Source organism: Francisella frigiditurris, assembly GCF_001880225.1.
GTDB classification, from domain to species: Bacteria; Pseudomonadota; Gammaproteobacteria; order Francisellales; family Francisellaceae; genus Francisella; species Francisella frigiditurris.
Genome location: NZ_CP009654.1, coordinates 42238 through 60352, shown reverse-complemented (window position 1 = coordinate 60352; position 18115 = coordinate 42238). Strand labels below are relative to the sequence as shown.

Here is an 18115-nt window from a genome sequence, read left to right as displayed (position 1 = left end):
TCCATATATTATTTTGTTTGTAGGAAAGGTATTTTAATATTACGTTTTACTAGGTTATTTAATATAAACAGTCCAGCTCCACCAAATATGCTTAAAAGTAGGAAATATTTATTCATTGAAAAAGCCATAAAAAAGCCGATTACAATTATCATGAAAATGGCTATTTGAATCTTTCTCATTAGTATAGCCTGCTCATCTTTAACAGTTTCTAGTCTTGTGCTTTTCCAAGCATTAAGGCCACCATCTAAAATAAGTATTTCTTTAGCATCTAATTTTTCAAATAAGCTTGAAGCATTTCTGGTTCTCATTCCAGAAAGACAGCTAAATACCAAGATATCATCTTTAGTGTATTTTAACTCACTACCTATTTTAGTTGCTGGAATGTTCTCAGCTCCTTTAATGTGTTCCCCACTAAATTCACCTTCACTGCGGATATCTATTATTCTTATTGGTTCTTTTTTTAATCTTTTTGCAAGTTTTGTTGCTGAAATTGTTTTAATCATCTTGCTTCTCCTTGTTTACAATAAATTTGATATATGCTTTCTAATATTCTATTAACATCATGATTTTTTATGCTGTAATAAACAGTCTGAGATTGCTTCCTGGTTTTAACTAAGCTTTTTTCTCTTAGTACTTTTAAGTGTTGAGAAAATGCTGATTGACTAAGGTTAGTGTGCTCAAGCAATTCTCCTACAGTCATTTCTTTTTGATTTAGTAAGCAAAGTATTATTAATCTATCTTCATGAGAAATAGCTTTGAGCATTTCAGAAGCTGACTTTGCATGTTCTCCAATTTCTTTCATATTTATAAAAAGCTAAATTAGTTTTATATATATTAGCATATACTAATATAAAGTATACGAATTTAATCACTTTTTTATAAAAAAGCTATTAAAAATCCAATAGTTATAATATTTAGCAGTAATTTCTATTATTTATATTAGGTTTAAAGAAAAATTAATTGCCACAATATATTTCATATAAAGTTTGTAGTATCTTATTTACTGAAGGATCTTTTATACTATAAAAAACAGTTTGCGATTCTTTTCTAGTTTTTACTAATTTCTTATCTCTTAAAACCTTTAAATGTTGAGAAAATGCTGATTGACTAAGGTTTGAGTGCTCTAAAAGTTCACTTACAGACATTTCCTTTTGATTCAATAAGCAGAGTATTTTTAAACGATCTTCATGAGAAATAGCTTTTAACATATCAGAAGCTTGTTTTGCATTTTGTTCTATTTCTTTCATCTAAACTAGCTATGTTAATGTTTCTAAATAAATATTGTAGCAAAAATATTTGTGTTACTTTTCTAATTTTTTCTTGAAAAATGTTTTTATGTCTCAATATTGTAAAGTGTAAAGCAGAAAAACTCAGGTGTAGTTTGAGCTTTATATAAGATTCAAAAAACTTTAAATATAAATAATTACAGAGGAGTAATATTGTTATGAGTATTCGTCCATTACAAGATAGAGTTCTAGTTCGTCGTGCTGAAGAAGAAACAAAATCAGCTGGGGGAATCATATTAACTGGTAGTGCTCAAGAAAAACCTATGGAAGGTGAAGTAGTAGCAGTTGGTAATGGTAAAAAGTTAAGTAACGGTTCTGTTCAGCCTTTAGATGTTAAAAAAGGCGATAAAGTGCTATTTGGCAAATATGCTGGTAGTGAAATTAAAGTTGATGGAGAAACTCTTCTTATGATGAGAGAAGAAGACATCATGGGTATTATCGAGTAACTTAATAAGTTTTAGAAAGAATTTAAAGGAGAAAAAAATGGCAGCTAAACAAGTTTTATTTTCAGATGAAGCTCGTGCAAAAATGTTAGATGGTGTTAATACTTTAGCTAATGCAGTTAGAGTAACATTAGGGCCAAAAGGACGTAATGTCGTATTAGATAAAGCTTATGGAGCTCCAACTATTACTAAAGATGGTGTTTCTGTAGCTAAAGAAATTGAATTAGAAGATAAATTCGAAAATATGGGTGCTCAGATAGTTAAAGAAGTAGCATCTAAAACAGCTGACGTTGCTGGTGATGGTACTACTACAGCTACTGTGCTTGCTCAAGCTCTTCTAACAGATGGCTTAAAAGCAGTTGCAGCGGGTATGAACCCTATGGATTTAAAAAGAGGTATAGATAAAGCAGCAGCTAAATTAGTTGAAGAGTTAAAAGTTTTATCAAAGCCTTGTTCTGATTCTAAATCAATCGAGCAGGTTGGTACTATTTCTGCTAACTCTGATGCAACTGTTGGTAAGATCATTGCTGATGCTATGGCTAAGGTTGGTAAAGAAGGCGTTATCACTGTAGAAGAGGGTAAAGGCTTTGAAGATGAGCTAGATGTTGTAGAAGGTATGCAATTTGACAGAGGTTATTTATCTCCATATTTTGCAACAAACCAAGAAAACATGACTACAGATTTAGAAAGTCCATATATCTTGGTTGTAGATAAGAAAATAGCTAATATCCGTGATTTACTTCCAGTATTAGAAGGTGTTTCTAAATCAGGTAAAGCTCTTTTAATAATTGCTGAAGATGTTGAAAGTGAAGCTTTAGCTACTTTAGTAGTTAACAATATGCGTGGTGTTGTTAAAGTATGTGCTGTTAAAGCTCCAGGTTTTGGCGATCGTCGTAAAGCCATGTTAGAAGATATAGCTGTTTTAACAGGTGCCACAGTTATTTCTGAAGAGCTTGGTATGAAACTTGAAGAAGCTGGTATGGAGCATTTAGGTACTGCTAGTAGAGTACAAGTTTCCAAAGAAGATACAACTATTATTGATGGTGCTGGTGACTCAAATGCGATCAAAGCTAGAGTGTCTCAAATTAAAGCAAACATTGAAGAAGTATCTTCTGATTATGATCGTGAGAAGCTTCAAGAAAGACTTGCTAAGCTTTCTGGTGGTGTAGCTGTAATCAGAGTAGGCGCTATTACAGAAACTGAAATGAAAGAGAAGAAAGATCGTGTTGATGATGCTTTACATGCTACAAGAGCAGCCGTTGAAGAAGGTATAGTTCCTGGTGGTGGAGTTGCTTTTATAAGAGCGCAAAAAGCATTAGATAACTTAAAAGGTGATAATGAAGATCAAAATCACGGTATTTTGTTATTAAGAAGAGCTATTGAGGCTCCATTGAGACAGATAGTTTCTAATGCTGGTGGAGAAAGCTCTGTAGTTGTTAATGAAGTGAAATTAAAAGAAGGTAACTACGGTTATAACGCAGCAAATGATACTTATGGTGATATGGTTGAGATGGGTATCTTAGATCCTACTAAAGTAACTCGTTCAGCTTTACAACATGCAGCATCAATTGCTGGTCTTATGATCACTACTGAAGCAATGGTTGCTGAGATTAAAGAAGATGCTCCAGCTATGCCTATGGGTGGTATGGGTGGTATGCCAGGAATGATGTAATAAATTCTAAACTTTAAATCTCTTTATCTTTTCTAAATTTTATAGTTCTATAGCTGAAATAATTATAAACTGTACCTTATAAATAATAATTTTTTATTCTATTTTTATGGGTACAGTTAATTCTGATAATAAAGTCTTAGGTTTTAAAGATGTAACTATCATGGCTGTTACAGCTAATTTTGGTATTAGATGGATACCTGTAGCAGCATGTTTAGGAGCATCAGCTATATTCTTTTGGATATTAGGAGCTTTAGTTTTTTTCTTCCCGCTCGTTGTAATGGCAGTACAGCTATCAAGAAAATATCCTGATGAAGGAGGTCTTTATGCTTGGACTACTAGAGCGTTAGGAGAAAAATCAGGGTTTATAGTAGCTTGGCTTTATTGGATAAATACAATTTTCTATTATCCCGCAGTATTAATATTTTTGGCGACAAATTTTGCCTATTTCATAGGTAGACCAGATCTTATAACTAATAATTATTATATAACTATAGTTGTACTAACTGCTTTTTGGTTAGTTACATTTGTTAGTTTCTATGGTTTAAAAGCTAATAAGTATTTAGTTGATATAGGTGGGGTGCTAGGGTCATTTATTCCAGCTATTACTATTATAGTATTAGGTTTTGCTGCATATTTTATGGCAGGTAAAAGCGCCACAGATTTTTCTGCGACTAGTTTTCTTCCTCATGATAGTGTTTGGAATAACCTATCTACTCTGACTATAATAATGTTTGCTATGGCTGGTATAGAAATAATACCTACATTTGCCAATTCTGTTAAAGATGCTAAGAAAAATTTATATTATGGTTTGATGACAGCAGCATTTATCCTATTTGGATTATATATATTAGGAACAATAGCGTTAAATTTGGTCGCTGCACCAGATAATATAAATAGTGCTTCAGGACTTATGGAAGCTTTTGAGATCATTGGTCAAAGGTTCGATTTAGTTTGGTTTCCAAAACTTATGGCGTTTCTATTAACTTTTGCAGAATTTGCTGCAGTTAGTATTTGGTTATTAGCCCCAGTAGTTATGTTTTTTAAATGTACTCCGAAAGGAATTTTACCAGAGTGGCTACATAAAACTAACAAACATGATTCCCCAAAAAATGCATTAGTATTTATGGGAATCCTAGTAACAATAATAGTTCTATTAACTAATTTCTTGCCATCTGTTGATGTTATGTATCAGGCATTAATATTGATGGCAACAGTCCTTTATTTTATACCTTATTTATATATGGTTTTCGCTTATATAAAGCTTATAAATAGCAAATTGAAATATTTATTTGGACTGTTAGTTTTTATTTCAACGCTTCTTGGAATAGTATTTAGTTTTCAACCACCAGAATCATTGACTACTTTTTCAGAGATAGCAATTTATGAATTAGAGTTAATTTTAGGACCAGCAATATTTATTGTAGTAGGCTGGTTGTTATATAAATTAAGAAAATAATAAAAGTTAGAGAGTAATAATTTCTAATTTTTACTTAAAAAATTATCTAAAGTTGTTGCAGGTAAGACTCTTTTTAGTATAGCCATTAACCAAGTTGCTTTTGTTATATAATATCTTGGTTTAGGTTTTTTTGAGTTAAGTATTTCTTCAACAACTTTTGCAACAGATATAGCTTCTTCTTTAAAAGGAACTTTTTTATGATTGCCTTCGAGTATTTTCTGATATTCTTCTTTATGTACAGAATTCTCATATTCTACATTTTTTACTGTTTTTAAAGAATTCTCCCTAAATTTACTAGTGATAGGACCGGTATTTAATGTGCTCATAAAAATATTAGAACCTTTTAATTCTAATCTCATAGTATCAGCTAAGCCTTCCACAGCATATTTACTAGCATTATAGGCACCGCGATATTTTAGTGAGATAAGTCCAAGGACTGAACTATGTTGTATAATTTTACCATATCCTTGTTTTCTCATGATTTTTAGGGCTTTACAAGTTAGATTATGTAAGGCAAATACATTAGTTTCGAATTGTTCTTTTAAATATTTCGTAGGGATATCTTCAAGAGCACCAGCTTGTCCGTAGCCAGCATTATTAAATAAGACATCAAGCTTTCCATCAGTTTTAATAAGTATTTCATCAAAAGCTCTATCTATTTGCTCCTCATTATTTACATCTATAAGATAGGTGTCAAAGCCTTCTGATATAAGTAAATCAACATCTTTTTGTTGTCTAGCAGATGCAAATACAGTATGTCCTAAGCCTTTAAGATGTTTCGCAGTTGCATAGCCGATTCCACCATGGGAACATCCTGTAATTAATATTGTTTGTTTTTTCATATTTAAATATTTAGTTCTAATAACTGAAATTAGTTTAAGTTAAATATGTTGTTATGTAAAATTACTTTTATTTTATATATTAGCAGATGAATATTAAAAGGGCTCGTAAGGTCATTAAGTTAAAAAAAACGGTGGCTAATACCAGAGGTCTTTCTTTTATTCAGGCTAGGCTATTAAATAAAAAGTTTTGGTCGTTTAGTTATGGATCTGTTGCTAGGGCATTAATGATAGGTATGTTCTGGATGATGATTCCTATGCCATTTCAAATGATACCTGCAGTTGTTATGTCTGTGTATTTTAGAGCAAACATTCCTATAGCACTTATTTGTGTCTGGCTAAGTAATCCTGTTACATGGCTTCCGATATACTTTACTAATTACTTATTTGGCTGTTATATGCTTAATATCAAGATTAATGTTATTGATTGGCAAAGCTATGCAGCTTATATGATTGATCATATACATGATTTTTGGAAACCACTGTATCTAGGAAGTATAGTAGGGGGTATGATTCTTGGTGGTATTTGTTTTACTTTAGTTTATGTAGTAAAGTTTTTGAGAAATATATTTAAAGTTTAAAATTAGCTTCTTCTAAATTTATTAAAAATCTTTTTGATTAAACCAGTGTTCTCATTATCAAACTCACTATCTATAGTTTCTAATTTAGAAAAGTCTTCTTTAATAATTAATTCTACTTCTTCTCGTTTTAGTGGTTCTTCTATATTTTCTTCTAAATCGCTTTCAGAGCTTTCATTGAAAGAAAGATCTAAAGTATGCATTTTAGGTTTCTTGCTTGGTTTTGTTGAGTATTTATTTTCAACAGTACTAAATGATCCATCTGACTCTTTAATAAGGAAGCCTTGATCGACTAGGGCTTTTCTATATTTATATATAGTACTTTTAGAAATACCAAGATCATCAGCTAATTTAGCAGCACTTTCATTTTTTTCTATACATTGAATTATAGCTTTTTTTATAGCTAGCTCTTTCTCTCTAGGGATCTTCATAGTTTAAGAAACAAAAACTCCATGGTTTGAATTATATATTAGATTATTTGCTTATACAACTTGCCCCGAAGCCCATCCGGATGCCCATGCCCATTGGAAATTATATCCTCCAAGCCAACCTGTTACATCAACTACTTCACCAATAAAAAATAAACCTTTTATTTTTTCAGATTCCATTGTTTTAGATGACAATTCATTACAGCATACTCCACCTAGAGTTACTTCCGCCGTTTTATAGCCCTCTGTTGTTTTAGGTTTTAATTTCCAGCTATGTAAAGAGTCATTAATAAAGTCTATATCTTTCTGTGATAGGTTAGGAATGCTTTTATCTAGAAGCTCTGCTAAGAAAAATGTAGCTATAAAATTTTTAGGAAAAAGTTTTGCTAATGTGTTTTTTAAGCTTATTTTTGAGCCTCTATTTTTTTCCTCTTCTAAAAAGGATTTAATATTTGTAGAAGGGGATAGGTTTATAGTTATTTCTTCTCCTTCCAGCCAATAAGATGATATTTGTAATATTGCTGGTCCACTGAGACCTTTGTGTGTGAAAAGTATATTTTCATCAAAATTAGCACGATCATTATAAACATTACAGAAAATGGAAATGCCTTTTAAATTTGAATATTTTTCAAGATCTTTATCATTGAAAATAAATGGTACTAGTCCAGCTCTATATGGATGTACAGTTAAACCAAACTGTTTTGCTATTTTATAGCCAAAGCCGGTTGCTCCCATAGTTGGGATAGATAATCCACCCGTTGCTATAACAAGTGACTCACAATTATAATCTTGGGATTCTGTTATTATGAAAAAATTAGATTGTTCTTTATATAACTTATTAATTTTTGTTTCTAACTTTATTTCAATATTATATTTGTCACATTCAGATAAAAGCATATTAACGATATCTTTAGCTTTATTATCGCAAAATAATTGCCCTAAGGTCTTTTCATGATATGCAATTGAATATTCATTTACTAAGCTTATAAAGTCCCATTGAGTATATCGTTTGATAGCAGACTTCATAAAATGAGGATTGTTAGAAAGATACTTGTCAGGAGCGATATTATAATTAGTGAAATTACAACGTCCACCACCAGACATTAGAATTTTCTTACCTACTTTATTAGCATGGTCTAGCACAAGCACCTTACGATTTCTCTTTCCTGCTTCTATGGCACACATAAGGCCGGCAGCGCCTGCACCTATAATTATTACGTCGTAACTAGACAATTTGCTGTTTAAAGAAAATTTTTAATATTTATAATTGTACACAATATTTATAACTTCAAGAAGTTGAAACAAATTTAATATAAGGTAAATTTCTGTATGAAGAAGAATTTTATTAGTCAGTATTTCTCTTTAATAATTATTTTGGCAGCATTAATAGGTATTTTTTTTCCTAGTATGTTTAGGAGTTTTGGTGGAGTGATCCCTTATTTGTTAGCATTAATTATGTTTTCTGTAGGACTACATATTAATATTAGTGATTTCAAATATGTAGTAAATTTACGATATAAGATTTTTATTATACTCTTCTTAAAAATATCTTGCACAGCTTACTTAGCTTATCTAATAGGTAAGTTTTTAGGATTAAATTTATTAGAGTTAGTAGGACTAGTTATTGTTGGAACTTGCCCTGGAGGTACAGCTGCAAGTGTAATGGCATTATTATCTAGAGCAAACGTAACTCTAGCTGTTTGTTTAACTATGATAACCACTATTTTAACGCCTATCACTATGCCATTAATTATATATAGCTTATTTCATGAAAGTGTTGAATTAGACTGGTTAGGAATGGCTCAGACAACTTTTACAATAGTAATAATACCTATAGCTTTAGGGCTACTTGTTAAAAAGAAAAATATTTTTGGTCCAAACGCTTTAGATATTTTTACAAATATAGCTATTATAGCAATTACTTTAATCGTAATGATTATTGTTGCGCTAAACTATAATATTATTTTAGCTTTACCAGTGAAACTTATCCTTTCAGTAATCATCCTTAGTATATTAGCTAGTTTTATTGGATATATAGTAGGTGTAATGTTTAATTTAGATACTGCCTCTAGAAAGGCATTATTATTTGAGTTTAGTATTTTAGATGTTGGATTAGGTATAGTGATTGCTACAATCTTTTTTGGTAAAGAAGCTGCTATTGCTGGAGTTTTTTATGCTGTTTGGCAAAATATAGTTGGACCAATAATAGCTAATTTATTAATTAATAAAAAAGGAGATAAAAGAAAATAATTTCTAAAAAAATTTATTCAGGAGGAAAATATCATCTACAGATCTGTAGATGATATATAGAGAATTTATTAATATCTACCTTGTTGAATCATTGCTTCAGCAACTTTTTCAAAACCAGCAAGGTTTGCACCAGCTACTAAGTTATAACCAAGACCATATTTTTCACTTGCATTTTTACAAGCATTGAAAATATTACCCATGATTTGACGTAACTTAGCTTCAACTTCTTCAGCAGTCCAAGAAAGTCTAGCAGAGTTTTGACACATTTCTAAACCAGAAGTAGCAACACCGCCAGCATTAGCAGCTTTTCCTGGAGCAAGAACTACACCGTTACTCATTGCAAACTCAATAGCTTCATTTGTTGTTGGCATGTTAGATGCTTCAACGATGTACTTAACGCCACCTTTGATAAGTTTCTTAACATCATCAACATCAATTTCATTTTGAGTAGCAGAAGGGATAGCAACATCAGCTTTTACACCCCAAGGTTTTTCACCAGCATGCCAAGTAGCACCAAACTTATGAGCATAGTCTTCCATAGAAGCTTCGCCATTACGGATTTTTAATAAGAAGTCGATCTTTTCATCAGTTGTAATACCTGTTGGATCATATACATAACCTTTAGAACCAGATATAGTAACAACTTTACCACCTAATTGAGCTATTTTCTTACATACACCCCATGATACGTTTCCGTATCCAGATACAACTACAGTTTTACCTTGGATAGAGTCGCCAGCATGTCTTAACATTTCATCTAGGAAGAATACAGCACCGTAACCAGTAGCTTCAGGACGGATTAAGCTTCCGCCTGACTCTAAAGATTTACCAGTTAATACACCATTCTCAAAAGCGCCACGGATTCTTCTGTATTGACCATACATATAACCAATTTCTTTACCACCAACACCGATGTCACCAGCAGGAACGTCAACGTCTGGTCCAATGTGTCTTTGTAACTCTGTCATGAAGCTTTGGCAGAAGTTCATGATTTCAGCATCAGTTTTACCTTTTGGATCGAAATCAGAACCACCTTTACCACCACCCATAGGAAGTGTTGTTAAACTATTTTTGAAGATTTGTTCAAAACCTAAGAATTTGATAATTCCAGAATATACGCTAGGGTGGAATCTTATACCACCTTTATAAGGGCCTATAGCTCCGTTAAATTGATATCTATAACCTCTGTTTACTTGAACGTTTCCATCTTTATCAATCCATGGAACTCTAAAAGTAATTCCTCTTTCAGGCTCAACTATTCTTTCAAGAATATTTTCTTTGATATATTTAGGGTTTTTCTCTAGAGCTGGCTTTAAAGTGTGAAGAACTTCTTTTACCGCTTGGATAAACTCTTTTTCATGAGAGTCTCTTTTTTCAACTTCAGCTATTACTTTATCAATATACTGTTGAGCATTCATATTTTAAGTCTCCTTTGTGAAATTACAACGTTTTTAAAAATTATTTATTAACTTTAATATAAGCTTCTAGACCCTTTTTCAGTAGTTCCATAGCTCTTATAAGATCCTTCTCTTCTAAGATGTAAGCGATTCTCACTTCATCCTTTCCTAAACCTTTTGTTGCATAAAAGTCAGCAACTGGAGAAAACATGACTGTATCACCATTGTCGTCGAATTCTTGAAGCATCCATAATGCAAATTTCTCAGCATCATCTATTGGTAGTTTAGCAATAATATAAAAAGCACCGGTAGGTTTTTTACACACAACGCCATTTATTTTTGATAATACATCAAAAGTTATATCTCTTCTTTTCATGTATTCTTTATTCACGTCATCAAGATATTTTTGCTCAACTTTATATAGAGCTGCAGCACCAAGTTGTTCTAGAGTAGGTACACATAATCTAGATTGACATAATTTGATAACTTCTTTTATGAAGTCTTTATTTTTAGAGCATAAGGAGCCTATTCTAGCACCACAAGCACTATATCTTTTTGATACTGAGTCAACAATAATTACTCTGTCTTCAACGCCTTTAATGTTACCAAAAGATGTACAAGTTAAGCCATCATAAGTAAATTCACGATAAACCTCATCAGATATGATCCAAAGATTTTTTTCTTTAGCAACTTCTGCAAGTATTTCTAATTCCTCTTTAGAGTAAACAACACCTGTAGGGTTGCCTGGGTTAGAAATCATAATAGCTCTTGTTTTAGGAGTTACTCTAGCTAAAATTTCTTCTTTTGAAGGTAAATGAAATCCATTTTCAGCAGTTGTTGTAATAGGGTTTATCGAAACGTTAACACCAGTAGTGAAACCATTATAGTTTGTATAGAATGGTTCAGGAACTAATATTTCTTCACCAGCATCACACGTTGCAATAACTGCAAAAATAAGAGCCTCAGATCCTCCATTTGTAATTAAGATTTCATCTTCATTATAAGTGATGCCAAATCTTTTGTAGTACTCAGAAATCGCTTTAATTAGACTAGGTTCACCATTTGAAAAAGAATATGCTATAACTTCGCTATCATAATTTCTAACAGCTTCCATAAACTCTTTTGGAGTCTTAATATCTGGCTGACCAATATTTAAATGATAGACTTTTTTTCCTTTCTTTTTTGCTTGTTCAGCGAATGGCACAAGTTTCCTCACAGGTGATTGTTGCATCGCCTGAACTCTTTTAGAAAGTTGCATATAGCTTCTCCTTTTAGTTGTAAAATTACTTTTATGTAACAATATATGTTGTGATTATAATATATTTTCAATACTTAGAGAATTGTAAAATTATAAATAAAGCTTAATAATTTAATAACTTTTTTGGATCAGTTAATTATTATCAAAGTTTAAGTTATTGTTGGTTGCTTATTCCTGCAATAAGATTTATATGTAATTAATTTTTTATAAAAAAACTATATAATATTAGAGTTAAAATGTTTCTGGGTTATATTTCAATATGCTACAACATCTAGCGATTAAAAATTTTGCAATAATAAAATCTACTGAGATAGATTTTAAAGATGGAATGACCGTAGTTACCGGTGAAACAGGTGCTGGAAAGTCAATTCTTATTGATGCACTTAGCTTTGTACTTGGTACGAGATTAGAGAAAACATTTCTTAATGATGGCGAAATTACAGAAGTATTAGCTATTTTTGATATTAGAGATAATGAAAAAGTAAAAAGAATTTTGGAAGAGCTTTTTATAGAGGACTTAGGGGAGTGTACTATAAGAAGGGTAGTGAGAAATGAACAAAGTCGATTATTCATTAATGGAACTGTAGTTAAAGCTGCTGAAGTTAAGAGAGTTTCAGATAATTTGATAAATATATATAGCCAAAACTCGCATCAAGATTTACTAGATATTAAAGCACAACTTAATCTGCTTGATAGCTTTGCAAATAATTCTGATTTGTTAAAAAAGATAGCTAAAGTTTTTTTTGAGCTGCAAAAAGTTGATGAAAAAATAGTCCAAGCCGAAATGACTGTAGAAACAAAAAAGAATCATAAAGAGCTTTTAGAGTATAAATTAGATGAGCTTATTGCTTTGGATTTGTTAGAAACTGAATTTGATGATTTGGTAGAAAAACAAAAAGATTTATCGAGTATAGATGATAAGGTTTATGTGTTAAGTTCAGTTTGTGAAGGGTTATATGATTCTGAGCAAAATGTCATATCAATAATTACTGAATTAGAAAGAAACTTATCAAAATTTAGTGAAAATAAAGATATTAAAAATTTATATGATCTAATTTCTCAAACTAAAGTTTATGCGCAGGAAGGGTATGATGATGCTAAATCTATTTTAGATAGTATAGAGCAGAATCCTGAAGAGCTAATAAAGGTAGAGCAAAGGATGTCAGCCATATATGAAGTAGCAAGAAAACATAAGGTTGAGCCTAACTATCTCTATAGCTATATTAGAGAATTACAAGATGAGCTTGATAGTATTTCTCAAGAAAATGAGGGACTCAAAGAGCTTTTAAAAGAAAAAAATGAATTAGAAAAACAGTATTTTGATTATGCTGATGAGCTATCAATATCTAGACAAAAGGCCGCTAAGAATTTTTCCAAGCAAGTTGAAAATAATATAAGATCTTTAAATATGCCGAAAGCTAAATTTGATGTTGAAATTAAAGCTTTAGAGAATAAAACAGCTAAAGGTTTAGACTCTTGTGAATTTGTGGCAAATTTGAATCTAGGTGAAAGAATGGCACCAGTTAAAAGAGTAGCTTCAGGTGGAGAACTTAGTAGAATAGGTTTAGCAATACAGGCTGTATCAGCAGAAAAGAAATCTTATCCAACATTAGTATTTGATGAGGTTGACGTTGGTATATCAGGAGCTACTGCAGAAATTGTGGGTAAACTTTTAAAAGAGTTGTCTCATAGATTACAAATATTATGTATAACTCATCAAGCACAAGTTGCGGCTCAAGGAGATATCCATCTACATGTTGTTAAAGAATATTTAAGTGATCACACATTATCAAAAATAGTTGAATTATCTTTAGATGAAAGAGTAACTGAAATAGCTAAAATAGTAGGTGGGGTGGATATTTCAGAAAACACATTAAAGCATGCTAGAGAGCTTTTGAAGAATAATTTATAACAATCGTATTAACTAGAACATTCAGAAGGGAGTTGATAGCTAGTTAAAGTCGATCCAGAAGAATTTACGCATTTCCAATGAACAACATCAGAACCAAGTCCTATAGGATTAAAAGTAAGAGCTCCGCCTGAAACTATACTGCTTAAATCTAGGTTTATAGTGCCTATATTATCTGTTAAAGTTACATTATTTGGTTTGGTAAGATTTGAAAAATCTCCTTGATCATTTATTGCTTTATCAACCATTGCTATTTTTACTTCACTAAGTTTACTTATCTCTGCTCCTATTTTTGTGCGTGTTTGATAGTTAGAGTAAATAGGAATAGATATAGCTGCTAAAATGGTAATGACTGCAATTACGACCACTGTCTCAACAAGTGAGAAACCTGTTTGTTTGTTTTTCATTTTTATGAAGCCCATTTATAGTAAATTAATAATGTTTAAAAATTTAGCATTATTAATTATAGAATAAACTTAGTGATTTTTGGATAAAACCAAATTGGAATATCAAAATTATTCTTAAGATAGATATGATTATTATTGAGATACACATCCATTAGGAGCTTGACTAGATGTAATTTGAGTTGAGTATTGACATTCCCAAGTAATAGATCCACTACCTACAGTTGGAGCAATTTGTATGTTTGAACCGCTAACTATACTTGAAGTATTTAAACGTATTACGCCATTACCTGGGAATGTAGCTCCACTAGGAACATTGCTAAAGTCGGTAGAAGTATAGTTAGTAGCATTATTATTGTTTGCTATATACTCAGCAGCTTCTGCTTTTACTCCGCCTAGATTTGTAAGTTGTGTACCTAGTCTAGCACGAGTAGTGTAGTTAGAATACATAGGGATAGCTACTGCTGCTAGAATAGCAATAATAGCGATCACAACCATTAACTCAACAAGTGAGAAACCTTTTTGCATTTTTTTCATGATTAAATCCTCATTTTTTATTTCAACATAAATTTAAATGTAAACCAAAATTAATTTATTTTTAATAAAATTGTATTTTGGTAGAAGTTATTCTACTCTTATTTTTTAAATATTCAACATTATTTTGTTATACCCATAAGGGCTTCCATATTAGAGGGATAATTACTATTGAGAAAATAGTTATACTAATAATTATTCTTAATATAGATATTTGATATAAGGAAATGCTTTTACATTCTTCTTTGACTTTATAAGATGACATAAATAAGCCAAAAACAAATATTGCTCCAAATAATCCTAAAGATGTCTTAAACATGGCATTTAGCATTCCGTCAATCATACCAGCTATAAGCATGAATAGGAAAATATTATAAGGCTTGTGAGTTAAAAGATCTTTTAAGTTTATAAGAGTGAATCTTATGCTATAGCCTATAATTATAATGAAGCATATAAAAGCAGGAATACCCCATTGTGACCATATTTCTAAAAAAAGATTGTGGGGGTAAGTTTCTGAAGTTTTTGTTACAGCAATATAATTCCATTGTCCAATACCAGTTAAAGGATGTTCCAACCCTATTCTAAAAGCCTCTCTCCATATTAAGAACCTTCCACTATCTCCATCTCTAAATAGAGTAGTCACGGATTTATTTTCCTGTACTAATACAAGTTCATGTATTCCTAAATTTATTAAAGCTCCAACTAATAAAGATAGAATTATTAGAATAAATATTTTTGCTAATAATTTTCTATCAAAGATAGCTAAAAATATAAATATGATTATATATTCTAAAAATATAGTTCTAAAGGTATGATTTATTATTACAAACCATATTATAGAAAGAGCTAAAAAAGCTCCTATTTTTAGAATTGGCCTGTAATTCATTATCCATGGTAAAAGTAAGAATGGAACGAACCATGAAAAATAATTATCTAAAAATCTTGGATTTAAAGTGTTATAAGTAAATAGTAATACTTTTTGTATATTTCCAGCGACAGTTTGTCCATAAATAGAAAAGTTTGATAAAGACAGTTGTAAAAAGAGCATGCCTCCATAAAAAATTATAGATAAAAGAACTATAATAAAAAGATATTTTATTTTTTCAGGCTTTTGTTGAATATAGTTTGCTATGAAAATACTTAATATCAGCATTGCAAGAGTAAAACCAACTCCTTTAAATGCAATTGATGGAGATATGGCAAAGCATGCAGAAATGAAGCCAAAGATAAAGAATAGTATTATTGAGATTATATTTGTTTTATTAAGACTTAAAAATCTTAGAATTATTCCTTGAAGAATTTTTTTATTAATAAGAATCAAGAATAAAGAAAATGATGTTCCATAAAATAAAAGTGTGTACCTTTCAAAGAAAAGGTTTTTATTTGCTGAAATAATGTCATTTAAATATTTTGTGCCTCCCGAAGTATTACTTATAACAATATTCATAGGAATATATTCTCTATAAGGCATTAGGAAAATCGTAAATAAAAGAATAGATAAAAAATAAAAAATGAAATCATCAAGTTGTATTTTTTTTATATTTTGAAGCATTTTGAAACTAGTTTGTTTAAGTTGCATATAAGCTACTAGTTTATAAAAAGTTTTATAAGAATGATAGAATTAGTAAAAAAGATTATTCTGAAAGGATTTTTATCGTTGAGCTAGCTAAAACAGAGCCATCTGACTTATCTGTGATTATAGCTTTCCAAGTTCCAGCACATATTTGATTGTTATATAGTACACTTTGAGAGTCTGTTGAGTAATCTTCTATTTCTTTAAATTTTGCTATTGGGAAGGCTGTGTTATAACAGCTTGTATCTTCTGGAGTTTCCCAAGATAAGTAAACAGATCCTTGAGGAGCTCCATTCCAATTAGTGATTATTTTCGCATCTATCGAGTGCAGATTTTTGTTATAGGCTAAAGTTATTGTAGCATTAGGATCATCTGTAGTAACAGTTTCTCCATCATTATCAGGATTCTCTACAGTATTTGTGTCAGAGTCTACTTGCACTCCATCACTATCACTATAAAAAGAATCTACAAAAGAATTATAAGTACTACAGCTAGCTAAACCTAGTGTTAACAAAACAAAGACAAATATTACAAAACGATTTTTCATTTTTTACCTAAATTTAATTTTTTTTACTTAATTCAAGATTTTTAATTTGGTCACCAACTTTTTGAGCTTCTTTGGCTTCTGTGTTAGCAGTTGCTTTTAAATCATTAGCCTTTTTATTAGCTTCATCAGCTTGATCTTTGTAGCTATTTACTTCTTTTTGAAGCTTAATAGCACTTTGAGCTTCATCAATTATTCTTTCTCTAAAATTGATTGCATCATCACTAGTTTGATCTTCAAGTTCTCTATATGCTTTTAATAAATCTCTAACTCGAGCATCTATAGCATCAACTTGAGCTTGTTTTCTATCAGCAGTGTTTCTAAGTTTAGAGGCTTTAGCCTCTAAATTTTTAGCATCATCTAGGTCTTGAGATGCTTTATCATTCATGTTTTGCTGAGTCTGTTGCAGTTGAACTATTTTAGAGTCAATATCAGAAGCACAACTAGTAACAGTTAAAAACATAATTGTTATAAGTGAAATTGTTAAAAACCTTTTCATAAAGGTAACCTCTTATCCGGTTAACTATTAAATTCAAGGATAAGTATAAATTACATATAGATACAAGTAAAGAATGAAGATATAAAGTTATATGATTTTATTTGATAGTTATTGAGTCTGTAGCGATTGCTTTACCATCAAACATTACGCTAGCTGTCCAGTTACCTGTACAGTATTTATTTCCTTGCTTAAGTTCAACAGTTGCCCAAGTCATATCTTTTGATTCACCATATTTAGTGATAGGGAACTGAGTATCATAACAACCAGTGCCAGTAGGTGCTTGCCAATGTAGCTTAACACTACCTTCTGGATTTCCATTATAGGTCGTCCAAATTTTAGCAATTATTTCATCTTTGTTGTTTTTGCTTAACTTAACTTTTGCAGTAGGTTCGCCAGTAGTTGAAGTAGTAGCAACAGCTTGAGAACCATCGTTATTTGTATCTTTAGACTTGTCATCTCCACCTAGAGTAGAGCAACCTGCTAAAGCTAATAATGAAGTTAATAAAAAGCTTAATTTAAGTGTTTTATTCATCGGATAACTCCTTTTTTATTCCAGGTTTTATTAATTTAGAACCAGTTTACTTCTAAAAGGTTCTACACTTGATTATAACATTAAACTTAATTTTAAAAAGGGCAAAAACAACTAAATAATAATTATGCAACCAACACTTCTATTTTCATTTGCTAAAAGATTGTATGTCTTGCATGCTGTATTACTATCCATGAAATCCAAGTTTTTACCATATTTAGCTAAATAATTCATTATCTCTACAGGAGGCAATGTTTGTTTTTTCCCTGTCCCTATAAGGATTATTTCAGGATTTGTTTTAAGTAATAAATCTAAATGTTCAGTAGATATATCATTTATAGTTTCTATTTTATTGTCAGAGCTTAATATTGATTCTCTTGATAAAATTAAAGTATTTCTAAAATTCCCAATATTTAATTTAAATAATCCTTTTGTATATTCATTAAAAAAAATCGGTGTATCAAATTTTTCTTCTGTGAAACTCATCATAATAATAGATGCCTTGATGTTTTTATG

Annotated in this window: 21 protein-coding genes; 6 read left to right on the top strand and 15 right to left on the bottom strand. The window is 30.7% G+C overall.

The genetic code is table 11. From position 1 onward, the window contains the following. Window positions 1-8: 8 nt before the first annotated feature. The 3 genes from KX01_RS00315 to KX01_RS00305 all read right to left on the bottom strand — a co-directional run bounded on the left by KX01_RS00315 (window position 9) and on the right by KX01_RS00305 (window position 1247). Window positions 9-503 (bottom strand): rhodanese-like domain-containing protein, encoded by a 495-nt coding sequence (locus KX01_RS00315; RefSeq protein ID WP_071663101.1) that lies wholly within the window; start codon window positions 501-503, stop codon window positions 9-11. Then, a complete protein-coding gene (locus KX01_RS00310) occupies window positions 500-802 on the bottom strand; it encodes an ArsR/SmtB family transcription factor (RefSeq protein ID WP_232223333.1) in 303 nt (100 codons plus the stop codon). The genes KX01_RS00315 and KX01_RS00310 overlap by 4 nt, the downstream gene beginning before the upstream one ends. 154 nt (window positions 803-956) lie before the next feature. Beyond that, a complete protein-coding gene (locus tag KX01_RS00305) occupies window positions 957-1247 on the bottom strand; it encodes an ArsR/SmtB family transcription factor (RefSeq protein WP_071663099.1) in 291 nt (96 codons plus the stop codon). A 197-nt stretch (window positions 1248-1444) separates the two neighbouring features. On the opposite strand from KX01_RS00305, the gene KX01_RS00300 reads away from it, so the two are divergent. The 3 genes from KX01_RS00300 to KX01_RS00290 all read left to right on the top strand — a co-directional run bounded on the left by KX01_RS00300 (window position 1445) and on the right by KX01_RS00290 (window position 4857). After that, window positions 1445-1732 carry a co-chaperone GroES gene (locus KX01_RS00300; protein ID WP_071663098.1) on the top strand — a complete coding sequence of 96 codons (288 nt, stop codon included), beginning with the start codon at window positions 1445-1447 and terminating at the stop codon, window positions 1730-1732. A gap of 37 nt (window positions 1733-1769) precedes the next feature. Then, entirely contained in the window at window positions 1770-3401 is a 1632-nt protein-coding gene (groL, locus tag KX01_RS00295) for a chaperonin GroEL (protein WP_071663097.1), read from the top strand. A 106-nt stretch (window positions 3402-3507) separates the two neighbouring features. Beyond that, window positions 3508-4857, top strand: a complete 1350-nt coding sequence (locus tag KX01_RS00290; RefSeq protein ID WP_071663096.1) for an APC family permease — start codon at window positions 3508-3510, stop codon at window positions 4855-4857. 23 nt (window positions 4858-4880) lie between these two features. Here the strand turns inward: KX01_RS00290 and KX01_RS00285 are convergent, their stop codons facing one another. Then, a complete protein-coding gene (locus KX01_RS00285; RefSeq protein WP_071663095.1) occupies window positions 4881-5699 on the bottom strand; it encodes an SDR family NAD(P)-dependent oxidoreductase in 819 nt (272 codons plus the stop codon). Window positions 5700-5785: 86 nt separating this feature from the next. Here KX01_RS00285 and KX01_RS00280 point away from each other — a divergent pair, with 86 nt between their 5' ends. Continuing rightward, on the top strand, window positions 5786-6277 hold the full coding sequence (locus KX01_RS00280) for a DUF2062 domain-containing protein (protein WP_071663094.1): 492 nt from the start codon (window positions 5786-5788) through the stop codon (window positions 6275-6277). A gap of 2 nt (window positions 6278-6279) precedes the next feature. Here the strand turns inward: KX01_RS00280 and KX01_RS00275 are convergent, their stop codons facing one another. Beyond that, window positions 6280-6705, bottom strand: coding sequence for an FTL_1293 family small RNA FtrC-regulated protein (locus KX01_RS00275; RefSeq protein WP_071663093.1), 426 nt, complete (start codon window positions 6703-6705; stop codon window positions 6280-6282). Between the two features lie 51 nt (window positions 6706-6756). Continuing rightward, window positions 6757-7887, bottom strand: a complete 1131-nt coding sequence (locus KX01_RS00270) for a BaiN/RdsA family NAD(P)/FAD-dependent oxidoreductase (protein ID WP_232223365.1) — start codon at window positions 7885-7887, stop codon at window positions 6757-6759. Window positions 7888-8031: 144 nt separating this feature from the next. Here KX01_RS00270 and KX01_RS00265 point away from each other — a divergent pair, with 144 nt between their 5' ends. Beyond that, window positions 8032-8952, top strand: coding sequence for a bile acid:sodium symporter family protein (locus KX01_RS00265; protein ID WP_071663091.1), 921 nt, complete (start codon window positions 8032-8034; stop codon window positions 8950-8952). Window positions 8953-9020: 68 nt separating this feature from the next. Here the strand turns inward: KX01_RS00265 and gdhA are convergent, their stop codons facing one another. Continuing rightward, on the bottom strand, window positions 9021-10370 hold the full coding sequence (gene gdhA, locus KX01_RS00260; RefSeq protein ID WP_071663090.1) for an NADP-specific glutamate dehydrogenase: 1350 nt from the start codon (window positions 10368-10370) through the stop codon (window positions 9021-9023). 40 nt (window positions 10371-10410) lie between these two features. Beyond that, window positions 10411-11607 (bottom strand): pyridoxal phosphate-dependent aminotransferase, encoded by a 1197-nt coding sequence (locus tag KX01_RS00255; RefSeq protein WP_071663089.1) that lies wholly within the window; start codon window positions 11605-11607, stop codon window positions 10411-10413. A gap of 259 nt (window positions 11608-11866) precedes the next feature. On the opposite strand from KX01_RS00255, the gene recN reads away from it, so the two are divergent. Then, entirely contained in the window at window positions 11867-13519 is a 1653-nt protein-coding gene (gene recN / locus KX01_RS00250; RefSeq protein ID WP_071663088.1) for a DNA repair protein RecN, read from the top strand. Window positions 13520-13527: 8 nt separating this feature from the next. Here recN and KX01_RS00245 read toward each other — a convergent pair whose 3' ends face one another. The 7 genes from KX01_RS00245 to KX01_RS00215 all read right to left on the bottom strand — a co-directional run bounded on the left by KX01_RS00245 (window position 13528) and on the right by KX01_RS00215 (window position 18088). Next, entirely contained in the window at window positions 13528-13923 is a 396-nt protein-coding gene (locus tag KX01_RS00245) for a pilin (RefSeq protein ID WP_071663087.1), read from the bottom strand. 132 nt (window positions 13924-14055) lie between these two features. Beyond that, on the bottom strand, window positions 14056-14460 hold the full coding sequence (locus KX01_RS00240) for a pilin (RefSeq protein ID WP_071663086.1): 405 nt from the start codon (window positions 14458-14460) through the stop codon (window positions 14056-14058). Between the two features lie 124 nt (window positions 14461-14584). Continuing rightward, window positions 14585-16033, bottom strand: a complete 1449-nt coding sequence (locus KX01_RS00235; RefSeq protein WP_071663085.1) for an O-antigen ligase family protein — start codon at window positions 16031-16033, stop codon at window positions 14585-14587. Between the two features lie 55 nt (window positions 16034-16088). Then, on the bottom strand, window positions 16089-16574 hold the full coding sequence (locus tag KX01_RS00230; RefSeq protein ID WP_071663084.1) for a TUL4 family lipoprotein: 486 nt from the start codon (window positions 16572-16574) through the stop codon (window positions 16089-16091). A gap of 13 nt (window positions 16575-16587) precedes the next feature. Further along, complete coding sequence (locus KX01_RS00225; RefSeq protein WP_071663083.1) at window positions 16588-17070, bottom strand: hypothetical protein; 483 nt, start codon at window positions 17068-17070, stop codon at window positions 16588-16590. A gap of 97 nt (window positions 17071-17167) precedes the next feature. After that, a complete protein-coding gene (locus KX01_RS00220) occupies window positions 17168-17602 on the bottom strand; it encodes a TUL4 family lipoprotein (protein ID WP_071663082.1) in 435 nt (144 codons plus the stop codon). Window positions 17603-17713: 111 nt separating this feature from the next. Further along, window positions 17714-18088, bottom strand: a complete 375-nt coding sequence (locus tag KX01_RS00215) for an Mth938-like domain-containing protein (RefSeq protein WP_071663081.1) — start codon at window positions 18086-18088, stop codon at window positions 17714-17716. Between the last annotated feature and the right edge of the window lie 27 nt (window positions 18089-18115).

What these genes read in the sequence shown, in the direction of transcription:
- KX01_RS00315 (WP_071663101.1), bottom strand. Translation starts at nt 503, where the DNA reads ATGATTAAAACAATTTCAGCAACAAAACTTGCAAAAAGATTAAAAAAA.
- KX01_RS00310 (WP_232223333.1), bottom strand. Translation starts at nt 802, where the DNA reads ATGAAAGAAATTGGAGAACATGCAAAGTCAGCTTCTGAAATGCTCAAA.
- KX01_RS00305 (WP_071663099.1), bottom strand. Translation starts at nt 1,247, where the DNA reads ATGAAAGAAATAGAACAAAATGCAAAACAAGCTTCTGATATGTTAAAA.
- KX01_RS00300 (WP_071663098.1), top strand. Translation starts at nt 1,445, where the DNA reads ATGAGTATTCGTCCATTACAAGATAGAGTTCTAGTTCGTCGTGCTGAA.
- groL (WP_071663097.1), top strand. Translation starts at nt 1,770, where the DNA reads ATGGCAGCTAAACAAGTTTTATTTTCAGATGAAGCTCGTGCAAAAATG.
- KX01_RS00290 (WP_071663096.1), top strand. Translation starts at nt 3,508, where the DNA reads ATGGGTACAGTTAATTCTGATAATAAAGTCTTAGGTTTTAAAGATGTA.
- KX01_RS00285 (WP_071663095.1), bottom strand. Translation starts at nt 5,699, where the DNA reads ATGAAAAAACAAACAATATTAATTACAGGATGTTCCCATGGTGGAATC.
- KX01_RS00280 (WP_071663094.1), top strand. Translation starts at nt 5,786, where the DNA reads ATGAATATTAAAAGGGCTCGTAAGGTCATTAAGTTAAAAAAAACGGTG.
- KX01_RS00275 (WP_071663093.1), bottom strand. Translation starts at nt 6,705, where the DNA reads ATGAAGATCCCTAGAGAGAAAGAGCTAGCTATAAAAAAAGCTATAATT.
- KX01_RS00270 (WP_232223365.1), bottom strand. Translation starts at nt 7,887, where the DNA reads ATGTGTGCCATAGAAGCAGGAAAGAGAAATCGTAAGGTGCTTGTGCTA.
- KX01_RS00265 (WP_071663091.1), top strand. Translation starts at nt 8,032, where the DNA reads ATGAAGAAGAATTTTATTAGTCAGTATTTCTCTTTAATAATTATTTTG.
- gdhA (WP_071663090.1), bottom strand. Translation starts at nt 10,370, where the DNA reads ATGAATGCTCAACAGTATATTGATAAAGTAATAGCTGAAGTTGAAAAA.
- KX01_RS00255 (WP_071663089.1), bottom strand. Translation starts at nt 11,607, where the DNA reads ATGCAACTTTCTAAAAGAGTTCAGGCGATGCAACAATCACCTGTGAGG.
- recN (WP_071663088.1), top strand. Translation starts at nt 11,867, where the DNA reads ATGCTACAACATCTAGCGATTAAAAATTTTGCAATAATAAAATCTACT.
- KX01_RS00245 (WP_071663087.1), bottom strand. Translation starts at nt 13,923, where the DNA reads ATGAAAAACAAACAAACAGGTTTCTCACTTGTTGAGACAGTGGTCGTA.
- KX01_RS00235 (WP_071663085.1), bottom strand. Translation starts at nt 16,033, where the DNA reads ATGCAACTTAAACAAACTAGTTTCAAAATGCTTCAAAATATAAAAAAA.
- KX01_RS00230 (WP_071663084.1), bottom strand. Translation starts at nt 16,574, where the DNA reads ATGAAAAATCGTTTTGTAATATTTGTCTTTGTTTTGTTAACACTAGGT.
- KX01_RS00225 (WP_071663083.1), bottom strand. Translation starts at nt 17,070, where the DNA reads ATGAAAAGGTTTTTAACAATTTCACTTATAACAATTATGTTTTTAACT.
- KX01_RS00220 (WP_071663082.1), bottom strand. Translation starts at nt 17,602, where the DNA reads ATGAATAAAACACTTAAATTAAGCTTTTTATTAACTTCATTATTAGCT.
- KX01_RS00215 (WP_071663081.1), bottom strand. Translation starts at nt 18,088, where the DNA reads ATGATGAGTTTCACAGAAGAAAAATTTGATACACCGATTTTTTTTAAT.